Below are 16,996 nucleotides of genomic sequence, written 5' to 3' on the forward strand. Positions count from 1 at the left end.
GAAGGGACGTTTCCGTTTCACGCCCCAGCCGTGCAGTGCGCCACATCGTCAAACCGCCTCGGCAGCTTCTCGGCGGTTTGACGATGTGGCGCACTGCGTGGGGCCGATCCGGAACCCGCGCGGGACGGACGGCTCCGGAGGCAGGCTGAGTCAGTGGACCGCTGGACCGCTGGACTGCTGCCGCATCTACTCTGCGCGGGCGCCGGCGCATCCCTGATCGCGATCGGAGGCCGCCGACCGTACATTGAGTATCTGCAGTCTCCTATGCGAGCTGAGCGATGAGATCACCGATGTCGCGCTGCAGATCTTCATCGCGGGAGATCCCGACGCCCAGGCCACCGCAACGCCGCGTCTCGGCGAGTTCCTCGACCAGGCGCGGAAGCATCGGTGTTGCGGACGGACCCATGCGCTTCATGACCTGCGCGACGAAGTCCCGGGTGTAGCCGTTCTTCACCCACGCCTCCTCCAGCGTGTCCAGCACGGCCTGGGCTTCGGGCTCGCCGGCGACGTCCCACAGGGTGGAGGCGGCGAAGATACGGGTCCACACGTAGTTGTTCGTGAGAAGTTCCCGTAGTCGAGGTACCGCCGCGCAGGCGGCGTCGCGGTCGATCTGGGTCAGGATCTCGCCGGCGTCACGGATCCAGAAGCTGGTGGTGCCTTGCAGCGGCTCCAGCACCAGCGGCAGGATCTCACTCTCCCCGACGCCGATCGCCCACAGGGCCTGCACCGCGGCGGAGCGTACGTGGCCGTCGGAACACGAAGTCAATGACCTGACGATCGGCAGCGCGTCCTGTGCGCTCGACCCGAATGCTGCGACCGTCGTCAACGCGATGCCGGCCACCGACCATTGCTCAGCCTGAACCGCCTCGGTCAGGAATTCGAGGATCGTCGGTAGCGTCGTCGGCTCGTTCAACCGGCGCAATGCGGTCAGCAGGTCTTGCGTGCCTCCGTCGAAGGGCGGTGCCGAAAGCGCGGCGCCGCCGAGTAGCCGGCACAGGTGCGGAGTCAACCGGTCGGCGGCCTGGGGCAGGCAGCCTGCGACCCCGACGGCGCGCCAGGTGTCGACGTCCTGCTCGAGCGCGGCGAGGATGTGCGGCACGGCGCGGTCGTCACCCAGCCGCGCGAGGGCACGCACCGCGTTCTGGTGCGCGCGGCGTAGGTGCGGGTCGGGCGCCGCCCACACCAGCGGTCCGCGGATCGCCTCCTGCCGGGCGACGTGCTCGGCGAGCGCGTCTCGCGCCGGCTCGGCGATCACTTGGCAGCTCTCCAGGGCGGCGGCGGCCTCGGCGGCCACCTGGAACTCGGGCGTGTCGAGTTGGCCGGCGACGAGGGAGATCAAAGCACTGTGGTCACCGCGGAACCCCTTCATCAGGTCGCACGCCATCCGGACCGCGTCCAACCTGGTCCCCGCATCCCGACTGGCCGTCTGAGCGGTCAGCAGCGCGGTGCGTTCGGCCACTCGAGCGCCCAAGGCCTTGTGGAAGGTTCGCAGCACATCGGTCGTCGGCGCGTAGACACTGGAGAAGTGGTCGAGTTGCGCGAAGGCGTCCGCGATCTGCGGCGGCGCGTTCGTCACCGGGGTCTTCTCACGCGGCGGGCCGGCCCACTGCTCGGAGGTCGTCGGCTCATCGGCGATCTCTCGGATGAGTGCGACCGCCGTGGGAATCACGTGCGGGCCGATCCGATCGCGGGAGCACCGGGTGCGCTGAGCGAGGGCCGCGAGGCGGATCTCAGGGCCCAGGTCCGGATCGGCAGCGAGCACATCGAACCAGGCAACTGCGGTGTCAACGGCGGCGGGCAGCCGTTCGGCGAGGACCGCCATCGTCTCCAGCACCAGCAGCCGCTCCATGGTGTCGGCCTCCGGCGTAAGCCGGGCCTGTATCAGTCCCGCGGCACGCGGAGCGTCGTCGATGAACCAGGCCAGGGCCGGGATCGCCGCCCGGCGCATCCTCTGCTCGCCGTCGGCGGCGTAAGCGATGAAGGTCGGAGCATGCTCGCGCAACAGATCGGCGCCAGAGTCGCAGTTGGACGGTGTGACGCCGTCGTAGTCGATGTAGTTCCTGCCATAGCCGTAGATGGCGGCCTCACCGATGCTGACCAGCAGCGCGACGATCGCCGGCCGGTCCGGGGTCGCGAAGTCGCCGGCCAGGTCGAGCAGAAACGGCAGGGTGGCCACGGTGCAGTTCATTACGTCACCCTGGTGGTGTACGGCACTGTAGAAGCGGCTCAGGGCTTTGCCCCGCACGTCGGCGTCGGGCGAGGCCAACTGCTCCAACAACTCTGGCACCTCCTCGGCAGTGCCGTAGGCGTGGTGCATGGACGACCAGTCGATATCCGCGAGTCCCAGCAGCATGGGCGACACTATGCCCGGCCGCACTGACAAGCCGTCGAACGAGGGCTGCGGCCGGCACGCGCCCTGTCGGCGGCAGTGCGTACCATCGGCTCGTCGATATCAGAGCCAGAAGGAGAAACCGCACTGTGAGCTGGGACGTGGTGCTCTTCAAAATCCCCAACGACGTCGCCTCGATGGCCGACATCCCGCGCAACTACAAACCCGCACCCCTGGGCAGCCGGACCGAGGTCGAAGCGGTACTCCGCACGGCGGTGCCGACCGTGGATCTGAGCGATCCGACCTGGGGCAATCTGGATGGACCTACCTGGTCCATCGAGCTGAACATCGGCCGCGACGACCCCATCGACTCGATCATGCTGCACGTCCGCGGTGGCGGAGATGAAGTCATGGCCCCGATCTTCGCGATGGCCGCAGCGCTGGACTGCCGAGTGCTGGACTGTTCCAGCGGGGACTTCATCACCGCGGTCGAGGAGACCGACGGCTGGCATGAGTTCCAGGCGTTTCGCGACCGAGCCGTGTGGGCGAGCGGCGGCCTAGCCGAATAGAAGCTGTCCTGGCGCGGTCAATCTGATGCATTCCGAAGCTCGCTTGCGTTGTCACGATCAGTCGAGGGCGCGTCGGGTGACATCGAATTGGCGAAAAAGGGCAGGCTATAGGCCACGAGGCCCTTGTCCGGTCGGCGTCAGCGGTCGTACCACTGGGCGTGCGGCATGCCCGGGCAGACGGGACAGTAGTAGAGGTTGAGGCATCCACCACCGAGATCGATTCCCGAAGGGCACTGAGCGGCCCGGGCGTCTCTGCGGTACTCGCCAGCGGCGAGGCTGGTGCGGAACCGCTCGTCGGCGCGTGGGATCCAGCGCTTCCAGCCCTCCCCGTTCCATTCCACGCCGTCCAGCGCCAGCAACTGCTCCATGCGTCGCCCGCAGTCCGGGCAATAGCGCCAGGTCGCGTCTTGATAGAAGTTCGGCCAGCCGCCCACCTTGACTCCGGAGGCGACGAATAACGTGTGGAACGCGCCCCAGCCGGACCCCTCCTCGAATGCGTCGAGCCGACTCCAGTCCCAGCCCTCAGGCAGATCTGTCGTGCGCGAGGGATATTCGACGACGCCGGGCTCCGGGTGCAGCACGCAGGGGATCGGCACGTAGGGATAGTCCGAATCATCGCGCGGCACATCGGTGAGCGTTTCCGTCACGCTCGCGGAGTCCCGCCAGACCATCATGATCTCAGGGTCGGAGGAATCGGTCGTATCGTGCTCGATCGGGTACCAGTACAACTGCAGCAGATCGGTTCCTGCGGGGAAGGGCAACTGCGCGACATCGCGCCGGTAGAGTTGCAGCAATGGCACCGCCGGGACCGGCGTATCTTCGAACGGCCCGAAATCCGAACCCGGTTTGATCGGCCACGGCTCGTTCGCGGGCCACAACAGCGGACCGCCCAGCGACGAGTCATGGACGCCCGGCTCACCGCGGCGCGGGTGCAGCCGCGTCGTCGTACGCGCATAAGGCGCCAGTTCAGGGAACTCTGCCGCCAGGTCGATCGGCGGCGCGGGCGTTATCCACTCGTTCACAAGGTGGATCGTATCCGTCGCCGGTGACACTGGCGGATCGCCCGACTCGGCCGTGCTCGAGCTCGACGCGTCGTTTCGTCCGGGCTGTGGAACCGGTGGCACTGAAGGTCATGAGTCGGCGTTACGGGGCAGGTCTGCGGGGGCGATGGCGGGGCCGAAGTCGGCGCGCGCGGCGGCGAGTATTTCGGGCGGCGGACCTTGCGGCCGCAGCCAGGCCGCGAGGTCTGGGGCCTCGACAAGGTAGCTGCGCGCGGCGACTTCGGTGACAGCCCACTTCGATGTGTCCGCGAACCGGCTCAGGTGCTCGTCGTTGAGCAGTTGCATGCCGAAGGCGTCCGGGACGTATGTGCTCCACGCCGGGTTGTTGTGCGCGATCGTCCAGCCTGGCGCGGGGATCTTCTGGCCGAGCGTGCGCCGCAGGATCGCCCAACCGTTCGACTGTCGGTCGGTGAGCGTGGCAGCGGCCCAGCGGGTGTATTCGCAGCCTATGGTCAGTGTCTCCCGGGCCTGCTGGGCCAGTTCTATCGGCGCGAATTCGGGATCGTAGAGCTGGTATGAGGCGTGGCCGTGCGCGGTGAGGCTGATGCGGGCCAGCGGTCCTGGCTGCGCGCTCGCGCGGCATGCGCCGATCATGCGGCGCTGCTCGAGCGCGCGGTGCAGGTGCCGGCCGAGTTCGCCTGTGGTGTCTGCGAGGGTGAGGCCGCCGCTGAGCAGGTACTCGTCGGGGCCGCCGTGGCGTCGTGCCCATCCCACGGCCGCCTCGCACAGGGCCGCTGCGGGTGTCTCGCCGTAGGAGGCGAAGACGGTGAGGATCGGTGCGTGCAGGTCGCGCTGCCAGTCCGGCCGGCGGACCGCCGGTGCGAGGTGGAGCGAGCCGCCCCAGCCCTCGGCCCACAGTCGGGCGGTGTAGAGGTCAAGCCAGTCGCGCAGCGCCTGTTCGCTCGGCGGGTATTTGAGGATGGTCACACCGCCCGCGACCGTCGGGATCACGCTGGCGCCGAAGCCGTCTGGGCCCGTTGCCTCGTTCGCCGCTGCCAGCGCCGAACCCATCGCGTCGAAGAACGCGGCCTCGACCGGGCGGTCCGGTGTGAACTCCATCCACACCTCGGCGCCCTCGCACGCCAGAGCCGCGAACGCCTGGAAATCGACGCTGATGCCAAGGTTCTGATTCACAAGCCACCTCGCCTCTCGATCGTATTATCCGCCTACTGCAAGCTCGGGGTATAGGCGAGGGTATAGGCGCGACCGCATGAGTCGCACATGACCTGGTAGAGCGCGAGCGATACTTGTGACACGCCGACACATTCAGTAATTTGCGCGCGTCGCGCCGTACTTACCCGGCTGGTGCCTCAGGGAGACGCTATGGTCGGTGCCGCCCATACTGTTCATTTGGAAAGTCTGGAAAGGATATCGCTTTGTTGGCGAGCTTGTTTATTCGCCGGGGGCTCTCCCTCGCGGTCACGATCGGAGGCCTGATGTTCGCCTCGGCGATGCCGGTCGGTGCGGCTGCTTCGGTCGAGGACGGGCAGATCAATGTGTGCGACATGGTGGTCGGCAAGGCACCGGCTGGACAGCCCTCGCCGGTGGTGTCGAAGACGTGTTATCGCACCACCGATGCGTCGGCCCGGAAGCTGGCGGCGGACGAGGTTCTCCTGATGGAGTGGTACCGCAACGCCAACAACGAGCCGCCGGACATCACCCGCGTGTACGCCGACGACGGGCCGTGCGACAGCAGCGGCTACCGGATTACTGTGGACGCCGACTGGCAGAATTCGATCTCGGGCTTCGACACGTTCGACGAATACTGCGATCAAGTGACCGGATACGCCAACACTGACGAAACCGGCGACTCGCAGTACTGGGACGGTCGGTCCAACCCCTGCCAGTGCGTGGTCGTCGGCTATGTCGGCGACCGCATGAACGACCGGATCAACTCCTGGCGCGTCTGGCAGTGACCAGTGGCGGCCCGGGGCCGGCGCCCGTGCGTGGTCAGAGGTGTGCGGCACGCGCGTCCGAGATGCGGGCGGCCGCGGGCGGCTGAAGAATGGCACGCGGGCCGCTATTCGGGAGCGTGTGTCTGTGGAGACTCTCGTACGCATGGCGGCGCTGCATGGATTCGCTGACCTGTGTCGTGACTCGGGCGTCGATGCCGGGTCGCTGTTGCGCCGGGTCGGCTTGGGTGGCGTCGATCCGGCAGCTCAGGACCTGTGGGTGAGCGCTTCGGCGGTGGCGGAGCTGCTGGAGCTCTCGGCCTCGGCCTGCGGCCGCGAGGATTTCGGCCTGCGCCTGTCGGAGAGCCGCCGACTGTCGAATCTGGGTCCGATCAGCCTGCTGGTGCGTGAGCTGCCTGACGTGCGCAGCGTCATCGATCTTCTGATCAGGTACGAGCGTATGTACAACCAGGCGTTGCGGGTCAGTCTCGTGGAAGCCGGGGACGGGATCGCGACGGTTCACGTCGGCCTCGACTTCGCCGGGGATGTTCGCTGTCGGCAGGCGGTGGAGCTCGCGGTCGGCGCCTACCAGCATGTGCTGCGTGGCTTCCTGGGCGCGCAGTGGCGGCCGGTGTCGGTGTGTTTCACCCATGCGGCCCCGGCCGACCTGCGCACGTACCGTCGCGTGTTCGGGTTGAAGCCGCAGTTCGGCGCGAGCTTGAACGGCATCGTGTTCCGCGCCGACGTGTTGGGCACCCCGCTCACCTCGGCCGACGAGGTCCTGCGGGGGTACGCACGGGAGTACGTGGAGTCTCTTCACGTGGTCGCCGAGCAGACGGATGCGGACCGGGTACGGAAGATCATCGAGGTTCTGCTGCCGACCGGGAGGTGCTCGGTGGAGCAGGTCGCGCGCACGCTCGGATTCGACCGCCGCACGGTCCACCGGCGGCTCGCGCGCACCGGGGACAGCTTCTCGTCGCTGCTCGAGGCGGCGCGGGTCGAGGCCGCGAAACGGTTCGTTCCGGATCCAGGCCGCTCGCTGACCGAGATCTCCGAACTGCTGGGGTTCGCCTCTGTGGGTGCGTTCTCACGATGGTTCCGCGGCGAGTTCGGCACCAGCCCACGGGAGTGGCGCAGCACGACGACCTAGGTAGGCGGTCGGCCGCCGAGACTAGACCCGCCGTCGCCGTCGCCGTCGCCGTCGCCGTCGCCTTCGCCTTCGCCGGCCGGGTGGCCGCTCTGGGCGTGGCCAGCTCTGGGCTCAGCTCAGCCAAATGGACCCGGGGTCAGCCGAATGGACCCGGGCTCGACATGCCTGAGCGGCGGCTCCGGGATCCACCCGTTCCTACGTTCCGGGATCCACCCGTTCCTACTCGGGCCCGGCGGGCTGCGCATCACCGCCACCGCGATGGTGCGCAGCCCGCCTCACTGCGCGCGTGAGCGATGACGCGCGAGCGTCCCGTCGACCGACGCGGTATGGGCCGGCGGTCGACGGGCTGGACCGTGAGGGCGACCGGTGCTCGCCTGGCACGGGCTGCGGTTACGCAGGCGGCACCGGTCGGCGCATCCCCCAGGGATAGAGATGTTCAGTGCCGGACACCCTCACGGTGAGACCACCCTAGATCCAGATCTCGCAGGGCCGCCTCACTTGCCGAGACATCCATCGTTCGGCTCGGGACACGTGCCGAACCAGAACCGTCGTGCAGCGGCGGCCGGACGCCGCGCTCGTGGGAGTCAGGACAGACTCCACTGGCCCGTGTCCGACCCCATCCCGCTGTCCACGGTGAACTGAATCCGCGTGATGGAGTCCCGCACGGGCACGTCGAACACCACCCAGCCGAGCGAGGAGTCCCCGTGCGCCAGGTTGACGGTGTCGCCCATCAGCGGACCCGAGGATATGGAGCTGACGATGTCCGACTGGAACTGCTGCCCCTTGGCGTCCTTGACGGCGGTCGTGGCTTTGCTCCCGGACTTCGTGGACGGCTTGGCTGCGGCCGTGTGCGCCGCGGTAGTGCACGTGAGTCGTGGTCGGCTGGCTTCGTTTCGACCTGGCTGGATGCGTCGGTCGGGAGTGGTCGTGCGTTCGAGCGGCGCATCGTCACCCTAGGCCGTCATCGGCGCCCGGCGTTTGACGCCAGGTGACAGGCACTTGACTATTCGGGACACCCGGTTCGATCGGAAGACGGTGCCCGGTCACGGATATCCAAGCTGGCGGCGGGGGAGCAGCTCATCCGGCCCGAGCATCCGGCCCGAGCATCCGGCCCGAGCATCCGGCCCGAGCATCCGGCCCGATCAACCGGCCCGATCAACCGGCCCGAGCGCGTCTCGCAGCTGGCTTCGGCTGGCTACGCCGAGTTTCGGATAGGCCTGGTAAAGGTGGAAGCTGACGGTTCTGGGCGAGATGAACAGTTGCTCGCCGATCTGGCGGTTGGTCAGGCCGGTGGCCGCGAGCCGGGCGATCTGCAGTTGTTGCGGCGTGAGTTGGGTGGCTGCTTCGACCGGCGTTCCCTCGGTCGGGCTGCTCGCGGCCACGCCGCAGGCGCGCAGTTCGGCCGTGGCGCGGGCTGACCAGGGGCGGGCCCCGAGTTGTTCGAACGTTGCGGCGGCTCGGATCAATTGGGCCTTCGCGTCGATCGTGCGACGCCTGCGGCGGAGCCACTCGCCGTATTCGAGGGCTGTGACCGCCTGTTCGAACGGCCACGTGGGCGCGCCCGGGACGCCGAGTGCGGCCTGGAAGTGCCGCTCGGCTTCGGCGTCCGCGCTCAGCAACGCCTCGGCCCGTTCGAGCTGGGCCTCGAGCCGTGCGGATGCCTGGCCCGCGAGGATGCGACGCGCCGCGGACAGTATCGACCGGGCTTGCGCCGTCTCGCCCACCCGCGCGCCTGCCGCCGCCAGGTCGCCGAGTGCGTAGTAGGCGGCGTGGAAGTGCAGCGGGCCGGTCCCGGTATCCGCACCGTGATCCAGCATCGGCGCGAACAGACCGAACAGAATCTCGTATTCGAGCACGTACTCGCCCTCGGCGGCAGCGATCGCGGCGCGCACCGCCCGGCAGCGGGCGTCCAGGCCGCGGGCCCGGGAGAGGTCCTGGTCGGCGAGGGCGGCCTGGAGGCAGGCGCGGGACTCGGCCACTTCGCCGCGATGGACGTGGACCAGCGCGCACACGTACGCGGCGGACCGCCGGGCCACGTCGAGCCCGAGCTCTTCCGCCCGGCTGCGGGCCTGGCGGCCCGAGGTGGCGGCGGCGTCCCACGCCCCGGCCGCGAACTGGGCGGCCGCCAGCGCGTGACCCAGGGTCGGATTGGGGACCGAGCCCGTGGTGGCCCGCTCGTAGCCCTCGACGGTGCTCAGGGCCGTGACGGCCAGTGCGGTCTCGTCGAGGGTCAGCGCGGCGCCGCCGAGGGTGAGCAACTCGTCCGCGTCGAGTCCGGGGCGTTCGGCGATCGTTCGCAGGGCTCTGACGGTGGCTTCGCGCTCTGTGAGCGGGCCGCAGCTCGCCCGGGCCCAGATCTGGGCCAGCGGATTCCCGGCGTCCCAGGGTATTCGGGCGAGCAGGGCGAGTGCCCGGGTGCGGCCGGCCTCGTCGCCGGTGTAGTAGATCGCGATGGCGGCCTTGCTCAGGGCCTGGATGGCGATCGCCGGATCGCCGTGCACCGTCGAGGCCGCCAGCGTGAGCATCTGCTCCACCGCGGCGCCCGGCTGGGCGGTGGCCGCCAGCGCCCAAGCCGAGCACAGCGCGGCGCGGCGCAGCAGCTCCGGATCCTCGGTGGCCGCGACGATCCGCGAGGCCAGCGACTCGACCAGCTCGGGATCCACCGCGAACGTGGCCGTTTCGCAGGCTTCTGCGAGCCGCAGCAGCCGGTCCCGCGTGTCCGGGCTGAGCGTCGCGGCGCGCTCGAGCGTTGTGGCGGCGACGGCGAACCCGCCCCGGCGCCGGGCCCGGGCGGCCGCTTCCAGCAGGGCCTGCGCGACCAGCTCGTCCGGGTCGAGGGTCGCGGCGGCGAGGTGGTGAGCGCGCCGGTCCGGGTCGGCCGCGCACGCCTCGGCCAGCCGCAGATGCGCCTGGCGCCGCTGCGCGAAGGAGACGCGTTGATAGACCGCCGAACGCACCAGCGGATGGCGGAACAGGACCCTGCCGTGCTCGATCCGCACCAGCCCGGCCTCCTCGGCGGGCTGCCAGACCTCGGCAGCGCGGGCCGGATCCGCAGACGCGAGGACGGCGGGGGAGTCCGGCGAGGTCTCGCCGCTGTCTGCGGCGGCGGCCAGCAGCAGCGCGGCCCGGGTGGCGGCGGGCAGATCGGGCAGCCGCGCCGCGTACAGCGCCTCCAGCCGCGCGGTCATGGGCACGTCCGCGTTCCGCTCTGCCCAGGGCGAGCGCCCGACAGAGCCCTGGCGCGCCGCCGACGCGGCCAGCTCCACCAGCGCCAACGGATTGCCGCCCGCCTGCAACAGCAGCCGGCCGCGCACGAGACCGCGCGGGGGCACGGGTTGGCGGTCCAACAGTTCCTCGGCGTCCCGCACACTCAGCGCAGACACCGGCAGCCGCGCGCACAGTGGCTCGCGCAGGTCCACGACGTCGGGCCGCCGGGACGCGGCGAGCATCGCCACCGGCCGCCCGGTGGTCCGGCGCAGCGCGAAGCAGAGCACGTCGAGGGAGGCGGCGTCGATCCACTGCAGATCGTCCACCGCCAGCAGCAGCGGCTGCCGGTCGGCCGCGTTCACCCACAGTTCCCAGGCGGCCAGAGCGATCAGCAGCCGCTCTTGGCCGGGCTGCGCCGTCTCCGGGACGTCGAGGCCGAAGGCGCGCGACAGGGCATTTCGTTGCGCCTCGGGCAGCCGGTCCGTCTCGAGCAGGAAGGGCTTGAGCAGTTCGTGCAGTGCGCCGAAGACCAGTTCCTGCTCACCCTGGTAGCCGGTGAAGCGCACCACGCGCGTGCCGCGGCGCAGCGCCTGGTCCGCGGCCGCATCCAGCAGCGTGCTCTTGCCCGAGCCCGCGTCCCCGACGAGGACGAGCAGGTTCGGCTCGCCGTCCGCGTGCTCGCAGAATCGACCGACCCGCTCGAGTTCCGCGGTTCGGCCGACGATTCGGCCCGTGCCGCCCTCTGATCTGCTCCCTTTCGCCACGGTCCCTGCTTTCCGGCTCCGGAATGATCTTCCAGAGGCTACCAGTGCCCTCGCGCCGTCCCCACGGCTCAAACCCAGTCACTCGACTGATGCGGCAGGCCGTCGTGCCCAGACAGGCTGGTCATCGGCGGCGATCACGTCCGCCTGCACACATCACCACCAGGAGGAGAGCATGGCGTTCTTCACGACGTCCGACGGCACCGAGATCTTCTACAAGGACTGGGGATCGGGTCGCCCTGTGGTCTTCAGCCACGGCTGGCCGCTCAACGCGGACGCCTGGGACGAGCAACTCGCCCTCGTCGCCTCGCGCGGCTACCGGGCGATCGCCCATGACCGCCGCGGGCACGGGCGGTCCGCCCAGACCTGGTCCGGCAACGACCTCGACACCTACGCGGAGGATCTCAGCCAGCTGATCGAGGCGCTCGACCTGCACGATGCCGTGCTGGTCGGCCACTCCACCGGTGGCGGCGAGGTCACCCGGACCGCCGCGGGCCGGGTCGCGGCCCGGATCTCCAAGCTGGTGCTGGTCGGCGCCATCCCGCCGTTGATGCTGCGGACCGCCGAGAACCCCGAGGGCCTGCCGCTCGAGGTGTTCGACGCCCTCCGGGACGGCGTGCTGACCGACCGGTCGCAGTCCTACCGGGACCTGAGCGCCCCGTTCTACGGCGCCAACCGCGATGACTCGAACGTCTCCCCGGGCATCCTCGACGCGTTCTGGCTCTGGGGCATGCAGGTCGGTGTCAAGGGCGCCTTCGACTGCATCAAGGCGTTCTCCGAGACGGATCTGACCGAGGACCTCAAGTGCATCGAGGTCCCCACCCTGCTCATCCACGGCGACGACGACCAGATCGTGCCGATCGTCGCGGCGGCCGAGAAGGCGGTCGAGCTGCTGGCCGACGCGGAACTGAAGGTCTATCCGGGCGCCCCGCACGGTCTGATGTCGGTCGCCCCGTACAAGGAGCGGCTGCACGAGGACCTGCTCGCCTTCCTGGCGAAGTAGGCGACATGACGACGCGCCAACCAGCCCCGGCGGAACTGCTCCAAGCCCGCCTGCACGCACTCAACGACATGCAGCTGACGCTCAAACACGCCCACTGGAACGTCCTCGGACCCGAGTTCGTCGCCGTCCACGAGATGCTCGACGCGCACGCGGATTCGGTGCGGGCGATGACCGACGAGGTCGCCGAACGCATCGCCACACTCGGCACCGTGGCCCGGGGCACTCCCGGCGCCCTGGTCGCCGAGCGTACCTGGGAGGACTACCGCGTCGAGCGTGCCGACGCTCTCACGCACCTGCGCGCTCTCGACGCCGTCTACACCCGGGTCGTCGACGGCACGCGGGCGGCGACCGCCGCGGTGGGAGGGATCGACCCGGTGACCGAGGATCTGCTGATCGGCCAACTAAGAGAGCTGGAAAGGCTCCGCTGGTTCATCCGCGCCCACACCGCGGGCGAGCATCATGCACGCCCGGCCTGACCGGCCACGGCGTCGAACAGCTCCAGAGCGGTCACGGCGGCGCGCTCGAGCAGCGCGTCGGCCGCGGCCGGATCGGTGATCGCCCGGGCGATCTGAACGCTGCCGGCCATCATCGCGAACGCGGTGGTGACGGCGGTGCGTGCGGCATCCGGGTCGTGGGGCGCCAGACGCCGCGCGAGCGCGTCCATCAGCCCGGCGAGTCCATCGGTGTAGGCCTGCCTGGCCTCGCCGGTACAGCGGCCGATCTCGTCGAGCAGTGCCGCGGACGGGCAGCCTTGGGCGAGGTCGCCGCAGTGCTCGGCGGACAGGTAGTGGTGGACGAACTCTTCGATGCCGGCCCGACCCGGGGGCAGGGCGTCGACGAGCTGCTGCTGGTGCTCGAGCTGGTCGGCGACGGCGTGGGCCACCAACTCGTCCTTCGACGCGAAGTGCTTGTAGAAGGCGCCGTTGGTCAATCCCGCCTCGCCCATCAGGCCCGCGATGCCGATGCCGTCGATGCCCTCGGCCTTGAACAGCCGCCCGGCCGAGTCGAGGATCTTGCGCCGCGTCTCGTCCTTGTGCTCCTGCGAGCGCCTCATCGTGTCCTCCGGTGCCGAACGGTCTGGCTTGCCTACCAGACACCAGTGTAATAGATTATGATCATAATCTAAACGGGATCGCGAGCCGATCCCTCGAGAACGAGAAGAGCCACCATGAACACGTACGCCACGATCAAGACCCAGACCGTCGAGGCCGCGAACGGCGTGACCTACGCCTACCGTGACTTGGGCGAGGACGGCGCGCAGCGGCCGCTCGTGCTGCTCCAGCACTTCCGCGGCAACCTCGACAACTGGGACCCCGCCCTCATCGACGTCCTGGCCGCCGGGCGCCGGGTCATCACGTTCGACAACCGCGGTGTGGGCGCCACCACCGGCACCACGCCGGACACCGTGACGGCCATGGCCGAGGACGCCATCGCGTTCATCGCCGCACTCGACCTGGGCTCCGTCGACCTGCTCGGCTTCTCCCTCGGCAGTTTCGTCGCGCAGGAGATCGCCCTGATCCGCCCGAACCTGGTGCGGCGCGTCGTGCTGGCCTCCTCGGCTCCGCAGGGCGCATCCGGAATGCACGGCTGGTCGCCGCAGGTCGTCGCCGCCGTCGGGGGAGAGACGGCGTCGGCCGAGGGGTACGTGGGCATCTTCTTCACCCGGCCCGAGAACGCCACCGCCGCAGGCCGCGTCTTCGGCACCCGCACCGAGGGCCACGACGCCCCCGCCACCTGGTCCACCGCCGTCGCGCAGTACGACGCGGTCACCCGTTGGGGGATCCCGAACCACGCGCTGCTCCAGCGGGTGCAGGGCATCACCCAGCCGGTGTTCGTCGCCAACGGGGACAGCGACCCGATGATCCTGCCCCGCTACTCGCACCTGCTCGCCGGCCTGCTGCCCGACGCCACGGTGAAGATCTACCCGGACGCCGCGCACGGTTTCCTGTTCCAGCACCACGAGCAGTTCGCGGCCGACGTCGCCGCCTTCCTCGACCGCTGACCTGGCTGGCGGACTCAGGGGTGCAGGGTGGGCCGGTAGACGAGCTCCTGGATGTGGCCGTCCAGCGTCCGGGTCTCGAGTAGTTCCAGGTCGAAATCCGCCGCGCCGGCGAAGATCGGGGAGTCCCCGGTCTGACCGGTGATCACCGGGAAGAGTGTCACCTGCACCCGGTCGACCAGACCGGCCGCCATCAGGGCCCGATTGAGCGCCAGACTGCCGTGCGAACGCAGCGGCACGTCGGACTCCTCCTTGAGTCGGGCGACGATGTCGACGGCGTCGCCGCGCGCGATGGTCGCGTTCGGCCAGTCAAGGCGGCCCTCGAGGGTCGAGGAGACCACCGTCGCCGGCATGTTCCGCATCCGGGTGACCCACGGGTCGCTCACGGCCTCATCGTCGCCCGACGTCAGCAACTGCACGAACAGCCGATACGTCTGCGCGCCGAAGACCATCCGCTGGTCCTCGGCGAACAGCGCCAGCCGGTGGTCGAGCAACTCGGGGCCCTGCTTGCCCCAGTAGCCGCCCCAGTCTCCTGAGCTGACGCTGCCGAAGCCGTCGAGGCTGGAGAAGACGTCGAAGGTGTACGTGGCGCTCATGATGCTCTCCTCGGCTGCGGTCGATCGGTCCGTGGACACACGCGGCAGGCCACGGTGAAACTCATCGCCGCCGGGCTCCTGGTATCCGTACCGTCCCGGATGCGAGCCGACCGCGGCCGGGCTGTGACAACGGCCAGCATGCCAGCACGGCAGGCGGGCGAGCGCGTGGCACGCCGCGGTGGGACGCGGTGGGCTCAGGCGGGCCTCCGAGGAAGGGTTCGCCTGGTTCACCGTGGCTTCGATGTGCGCGACGGTGGGGTGTGCGAGCCGACGCGGGCGGGAATTGCCGTGTCAGGGTTCGCGGAAGATGCGACCGGTGTCGGGCCGCGTGGGCCGGAATGGCCCGACCGTGGCCGCGTGGCGGCGGTGTAGGAGGCGGCCGGGGTGGGTGAGCGCAGCGGAGGGTTTGAAGCCGGCGGCGAGGGTGCCGTGTCGGGGCTTGGGGAATCCGCGGAGAGATTCGAGCGCCTTGGCCGTCTCGTTGGCGCCGCCGGGGCTCGACGGGCCGAACGTGTCGGTGAGCTGTTGGTACTCGTGGGTCGGACCCAGCAGCGGGCCGGGATGCCAGATCAATCAGCTGACCTAGACATAAATCTAGGTGCCTCTGGCCGGTTCGCCCCGTCCGATGAGTACCGCCCGCGTCGTGCGGGCCGCACCGCCGGCTCCAACCGCGATCGTGTGGAGATCGGGAATCGGGATTCCGGCACCTGGGTAGAGCTGGATCGAGGCGTCATCGAGCTGGGTACATGGCGCCGGCATGGTGTCCCGACCCGTCGTCTACCTGTGCTCACCGCTCGCGAGCCCACACACCGGCGCCTGGGTCGGGCGCCGCTGGCGGTGGCTGAAATCGTGCTCTTCGATGCGCACCGGCTCCCGCCGTCCCTTCCTGAGCTCGCATACGGCAAGTACCAGATCCCACAATCCCGCAGACCGCCCGGGGCGAGCCCCTTCAGCGTGCATCGGCTGTTGTTGCTGGATGCGCAGGGATGCTGTCTGGCCAAGGTCAGCGCCGACTCGCTGAGCAGCGAGAAGATCCGCCGGCTCGCTGAGGCCGCTGCTGTGCCGTATGTGCACTATCTCAGGGAGCAGTTGCTCTACGGGCGCGAGGTCATGGAGTTGATGTTCCCTGAACCGCGTTGGTTGCGCCGCACATAGGAGAACTGCCGTGCCACGTGAGTGTCGCGTGTTGGGTGAGGGATGAATGCCTGTGAGTGCACCCTGATGCGTTACGTTAGTGGACGGGGGTTGAGATGACCCGATGAAGCACAGGAGAGTAGCAGCGATGAGCACGGGCGCGGAACTGCTGACGGATGCTTTCGGACGCGTCCAGGAGGCCGTCCACGCGGCGGTCGAGGGCCTCGACGGCGAGCAGGTGACGCGCCGCATCGATCCCGCCGCGAACTCCATCGCCTGGCTGGTCTGGCATCTGACGCGGGTTCAGGATGACCACGTCGCGGACGCCGCCGGTCTCGAGCAGGTCTGGCTCGTTGAGGGCTGGGCCGAGCGCTTCGGCCTGCCGTTCGACGACAGGGCGGTCGGCTACGGCCAAACCAGCGAGGAGGTCGGTGCCGTCCAAGTCGAGGACGTGAAGCTGCTGCTCGACTACCACGACGCGGTCCACCGGCAGACGGTCGGCTACGTCCGTGGCCTGCGGGACGCGGACTACGACCGGATCGTCGACCGCTCCTGGGATCCGGCGGTCAGCCTGGGCGTCCGGCTGGTCAGCGTCCTACAGGACACGCTGATGCACGTCGGCCAGGCGCAGTACGTGCGCGGGGTACTCGAACGCGAGCAGGAATCCGGGTCTTGAGGCAGGTCGGCGTGGCGGTAGTCCCGCCGCCGCGCAGCCTAGTGTCGAGATGGTCCTCGGTGTCGGCGCCGCGCCCACGGTATTCGGGTGATCGTCGGGTGCGACCCGCAGAGCGCAGGCGTCCCAAGTTCCGATGCCATCCGCGTGTGCCGGAGCATGACGACGGGGATGTTGCCGGCTTCACCCGTATGCGCCAGAGATCACTCGGTTCGCCTCACTGCGGCTGCTGACCTGCGGTTCCGAAGGCATAGTGGGAGCAGACTCGGTGCATCCCTTCGAGAGGAGCCCTGCGTGTCGGCGGCCGCCGCGATTCCGGACCAGACTCCCGCGCAGGGCAAGGGACTCAAGGCGAACGCCCTGGGCCTGACCTCCAGCATCGTCATCGCCACGGCCTCGGTTGCGCCCGCGTACAGTCTCGCGGCCTCGCTCGGGCTCGTCTCGTCCACGGTCGGGCCTCAGGCGCCGATCATCATGCTTCTGGCGTTCGTGCCGATGCTGTTCGTCGCCTATGGGTACCAGGGTTTGAACGAGATCGATCCCGACTGCGGCACGACCTTCGTCTGGGGTGCACGGGTGTTCGGGCCCAAGACGGGGTGGATGGGCGCTTTGTCTTATACAC

The 16,996-nt window shown here is 69.3% G+C and carries 16 protein-coding genes and 1 pseudogene; 9 read left to right on the forward strand and 8 right to left on the reverse strand.

The window, feature by feature from the left end; all coding sequences use genetic code 11:
* Positions 1-262 precede the first annotated feature (262 nt).
* Positions 263-2,353: a hypothetical protein gene (locus KDL01_RS17210; protein ID WP_212529529.1), complete on the reverse strand. Its 2,091-nt coding sequence runs from the start codon at positions 2,351-2,353 to the stop codon at positions 263-265.
* Positions 2,354-2,478: 125 nt separating this feature from the next.
* Between KDL01_RS17210 and KDL01_RS17215 the strand changes: the two genes are divergently transcribed.
* Complete coding sequence (locus KDL01_RS17215; protein ID WP_212529530.1) at positions 2,479-2,898, forward strand: hypothetical protein; 420 nt, start codon at positions 2,479-2,481, stop codon at positions 2,896-2,898.
* A gap of 137 nt (positions 2,899-3,035) precedes the next feature.
* On the opposite strand, the gene KDL01_RS17220 is transcribed toward KDL01_RS17215, so the two are convergent.
* Entirely contained in the window at positions 3,036-3,920 is an 885-nt protein-coding gene (locus tag KDL01_RS17220) for a YwqG family protein (RefSeq protein ID WP_212529531.1), read from the reverse strand.
* Between the two features lie 108 nt (positions 3,921-4,028).
* Positions 4,029-5,093: a hypothetical protein gene (locus KDL01_RS17225; RefSeq protein WP_212529532.1), complete on the reverse strand. Its 1,065-nt coding sequence runs from the start codon at positions 5,091-5,093 to the stop codon at positions 4,029-4,031.
* 242 nt (positions 5,094-5,335) lie between these two features.
* Between KDL01_RS17225 and KDL01_RS17230 the strand changes: the two genes are divergently transcribed.
* Positions 5,336-5,875, forward strand: coding sequence for a hypothetical protein (locus tag KDL01_RS17230; protein WP_212529533.1), 540 nt, complete (start codon positions 5,336-5,338; stop codon positions 5,873-5,875).
* A gap of 142 nt (positions 5,876-6,017) precedes the next feature.
* Positions 6,018-7,001, forward strand: a complete 984-nt coding sequence (locus KDL01_RS17235; RefSeq protein ID WP_212529534.1) for an AraC family transcriptional regulator — start codon at positions 6,018-6,020, stop codon at positions 6,999-7,001.
* 584 nt (positions 7,002-7,585) lie between these two features.
* Here KDL01_RS17235 and KDL01_RS17240 read toward each other — a convergent pair.
* Positions 7,586-7,732, reverse strand: coding sequence for a hypothetical protein (locus KDL01_RS17240; protein ID WP_212529535.1), 147 nt, complete (start codon positions 7,730-7,732; stop codon positions 7,586-7,588).
* 411 nt (positions 7,733-8,143) lie between these two features.
* Complete coding sequence (locus KDL01_RS17245) at positions 8,144-10,972, reverse strand: helix-turn-helix transcriptional regulator (RefSeq protein ID WP_212529536.1); 2,829 nt, start codon at positions 10,970-10,972, stop codon at positions 8,144-8,146.
* Between the two features lie 172 nt (positions 10,973-11,144).
* Between KDL01_RS17245 and KDL01_RS17250 the strand changes: the two genes are divergently transcribed.
* Both KDL01_RS17250 and KDL01_RS17255 read left to right on the forward strand, forming a co-directional pair.
* Positions 11,145-11,972 carry an alpha/beta fold hydrolase gene (locus KDL01_RS17250; protein WP_212529537.1) on the forward strand — a complete coding sequence of 276 codons (828 nt, stop codon included), beginning with the start codon at positions 11,145-11,147 and terminating at the stop codon, positions 11,970-11,972.
* Positions 11,973-11,977: 5 nt separating this feature from the next.
* A complete protein-coding gene (locus KDL01_RS17255; RefSeq protein WP_212529538.1) occupies positions 11,978-12,448 on the forward strand; it encodes a Dps family protein in 471 nt (156 codons plus the stop codon).
* On the opposite strand, the gene KDL01_RS17260 is transcribed toward KDL01_RS17255, so the two are convergent.
* Positions 12,430-13,026: a TetR/AcrR family transcriptional regulator gene (locus KDL01_RS17260; protein WP_212529539.1), complete on the reverse strand. Its 597-nt coding sequence runs from the start codon at positions 13,024-13,026 to the stop codon at positions 12,430-12,432. The two genes, KDL01_RS17255 and KDL01_RS17260, sit on opposite strands and share 19 nt — an antisense overlap.
* Before the next feature lie 114 nt (positions 13,027-13,140).
* Here KDL01_RS17260 and KDL01_RS17265 point away from each other — a divergent pair, with 114 nt between their 5' ends.
* Positions 13,141-13,974, forward strand: a complete 834-nt coding sequence (locus tag KDL01_RS17265; RefSeq protein ID WP_212529540.1) for an alpha/beta fold hydrolase — start codon at positions 13,141-13,143, stop codon at positions 13,972-13,974.
* Positions 13,975-13,988: 14 nt separating this feature from the next.
* On the opposite strand, the gene KDL01_RS17270 is transcribed toward KDL01_RS17265, so the two are convergent.
* Entirely contained in the window at positions 13,989-14,567 is a 579-nt protein-coding gene (locus tag KDL01_RS17270) for a dihydrofolate reductase family protein (RefSeq protein WP_212529541.1), read from the reverse strand.
* A gap of 291 nt (positions 14,568-14,858) precedes the next feature.
* The gene (locus KDL01_RS17275) at positions 14,859-15,140 is read right to left on the reverse strand and encodes a hypothetical protein (protein WP_212529542.1); all 282 of its coding nucleotides are present in this window, start codon (positions 15,138-15,140) and stop codon (positions 14,859-14,861) included.
* Positions 15,141-15,404: 264 nt separating this feature from the next.
* Here KDL01_RS17275 and KDL01_RS17280 point away from each other — a divergent pair, with 264 nt between their 5' ends.
* The 3 genes and pseudogenes from KDL01_RS17280 to KDL01_RS17290 form a co-directional block, all read left to right on the forward strand.
* The gene (locus KDL01_RS17280) at positions 15,405-15,722 is read left to right on the forward strand and encodes a hypothetical protein (RefSeq protein WP_212529543.1); all 318 of its coding nucleotides are present in this window, start codon (positions 15,405-15,407) and stop codon (positions 15,720-15,722) included.
* 127 nt (positions 15,723-15,849) lie between these two features.
* Positions 15,850-16,377: a mycothiol transferase gene (locus tag KDL01_RS17285; RefSeq protein ID WP_212529544.1), complete on the forward strand. Its 528-nt coding sequence runs from the start codon at positions 15,850-15,852 to the stop codon at positions 16,375-16,377.
* A gap of 291 nt (positions 16,378-16,668) precedes the next feature.
* A pseudogene (locus KDL01_RS17290) lies at positions 16,669-16,996 on the forward strand (amino acid transporter); the annotation flags it as partial.

Source organism: Actinospica durhamensis (genome assembly GCF_018139695.1).
Taxonomy (GTDB): Bacteria; Actinomycetota; Actinomycetes; order Streptomycetales; family Catenulisporaceae; genus Actinospica; species Actinospica durhamensis.

Coding starts and splice junctions, on each gene's coding strand:
- KDL01_RS17210 (WP_212529529.1), bottom strand. CDS start 2,353: ATGCTGCTGGGACTCGCGGATATCGACTGGTCGTCCATGCACCACGCC.
- KDL01_RS17235 (WP_212529534.1), top strand. CDS start 6,018: ATGGCGGCGCTGCATGGATTCGCTGACCTGTGTCGTGACTCGGGCGTC.
- KDL01_RS17240 (WP_212529535.1), bottom strand. CDS start 7,732: ATGGGCGACACCGTCAACCTGGCGCACGGGGACTCCTCGCTCGGCTGG.
- KDL01_RS17250 (WP_212529537.1), top strand. CDS start 11,145: ATGGCGTTCTTCACGACGTCCGACGGCACCGAGATCTTCTACAAGGAC.
- KDL01_RS17255 (WP_212529538.1), top strand. CDS start 11,978: ATGACGACGCGCCAACCAGCCCCGGCGGAACTGCTCCAAGCCCGCCTG.
- KDL01_RS17260 (WP_212529539.1), bottom strand. CDS start 13,026: ATGAGGCGCTCGCAGGAGCACAAGGACGAGACGCGGCGCAAGATCCTC.
- KDL01_RS17265 (WP_212529540.1), top strand. CDS start 13,141: ATGAACACGTACGCCACGATCAAGACCCAGACCGTCGAGGCCGCGAAC.
- KDL01_RS17270 (WP_212529541.1), bottom strand. CDS start 14,567: ATGAGCGCCACGTACACCTTCGACGTCTTCTCCAGCCTCGACGGCTTC.
- KDL01_RS17285 (WP_212529544.1), top strand. CDS start 15,850: ATGAGCACGGGCGCGGAACTGCTGACGGATGCTTTCGGACGCGTCCAG.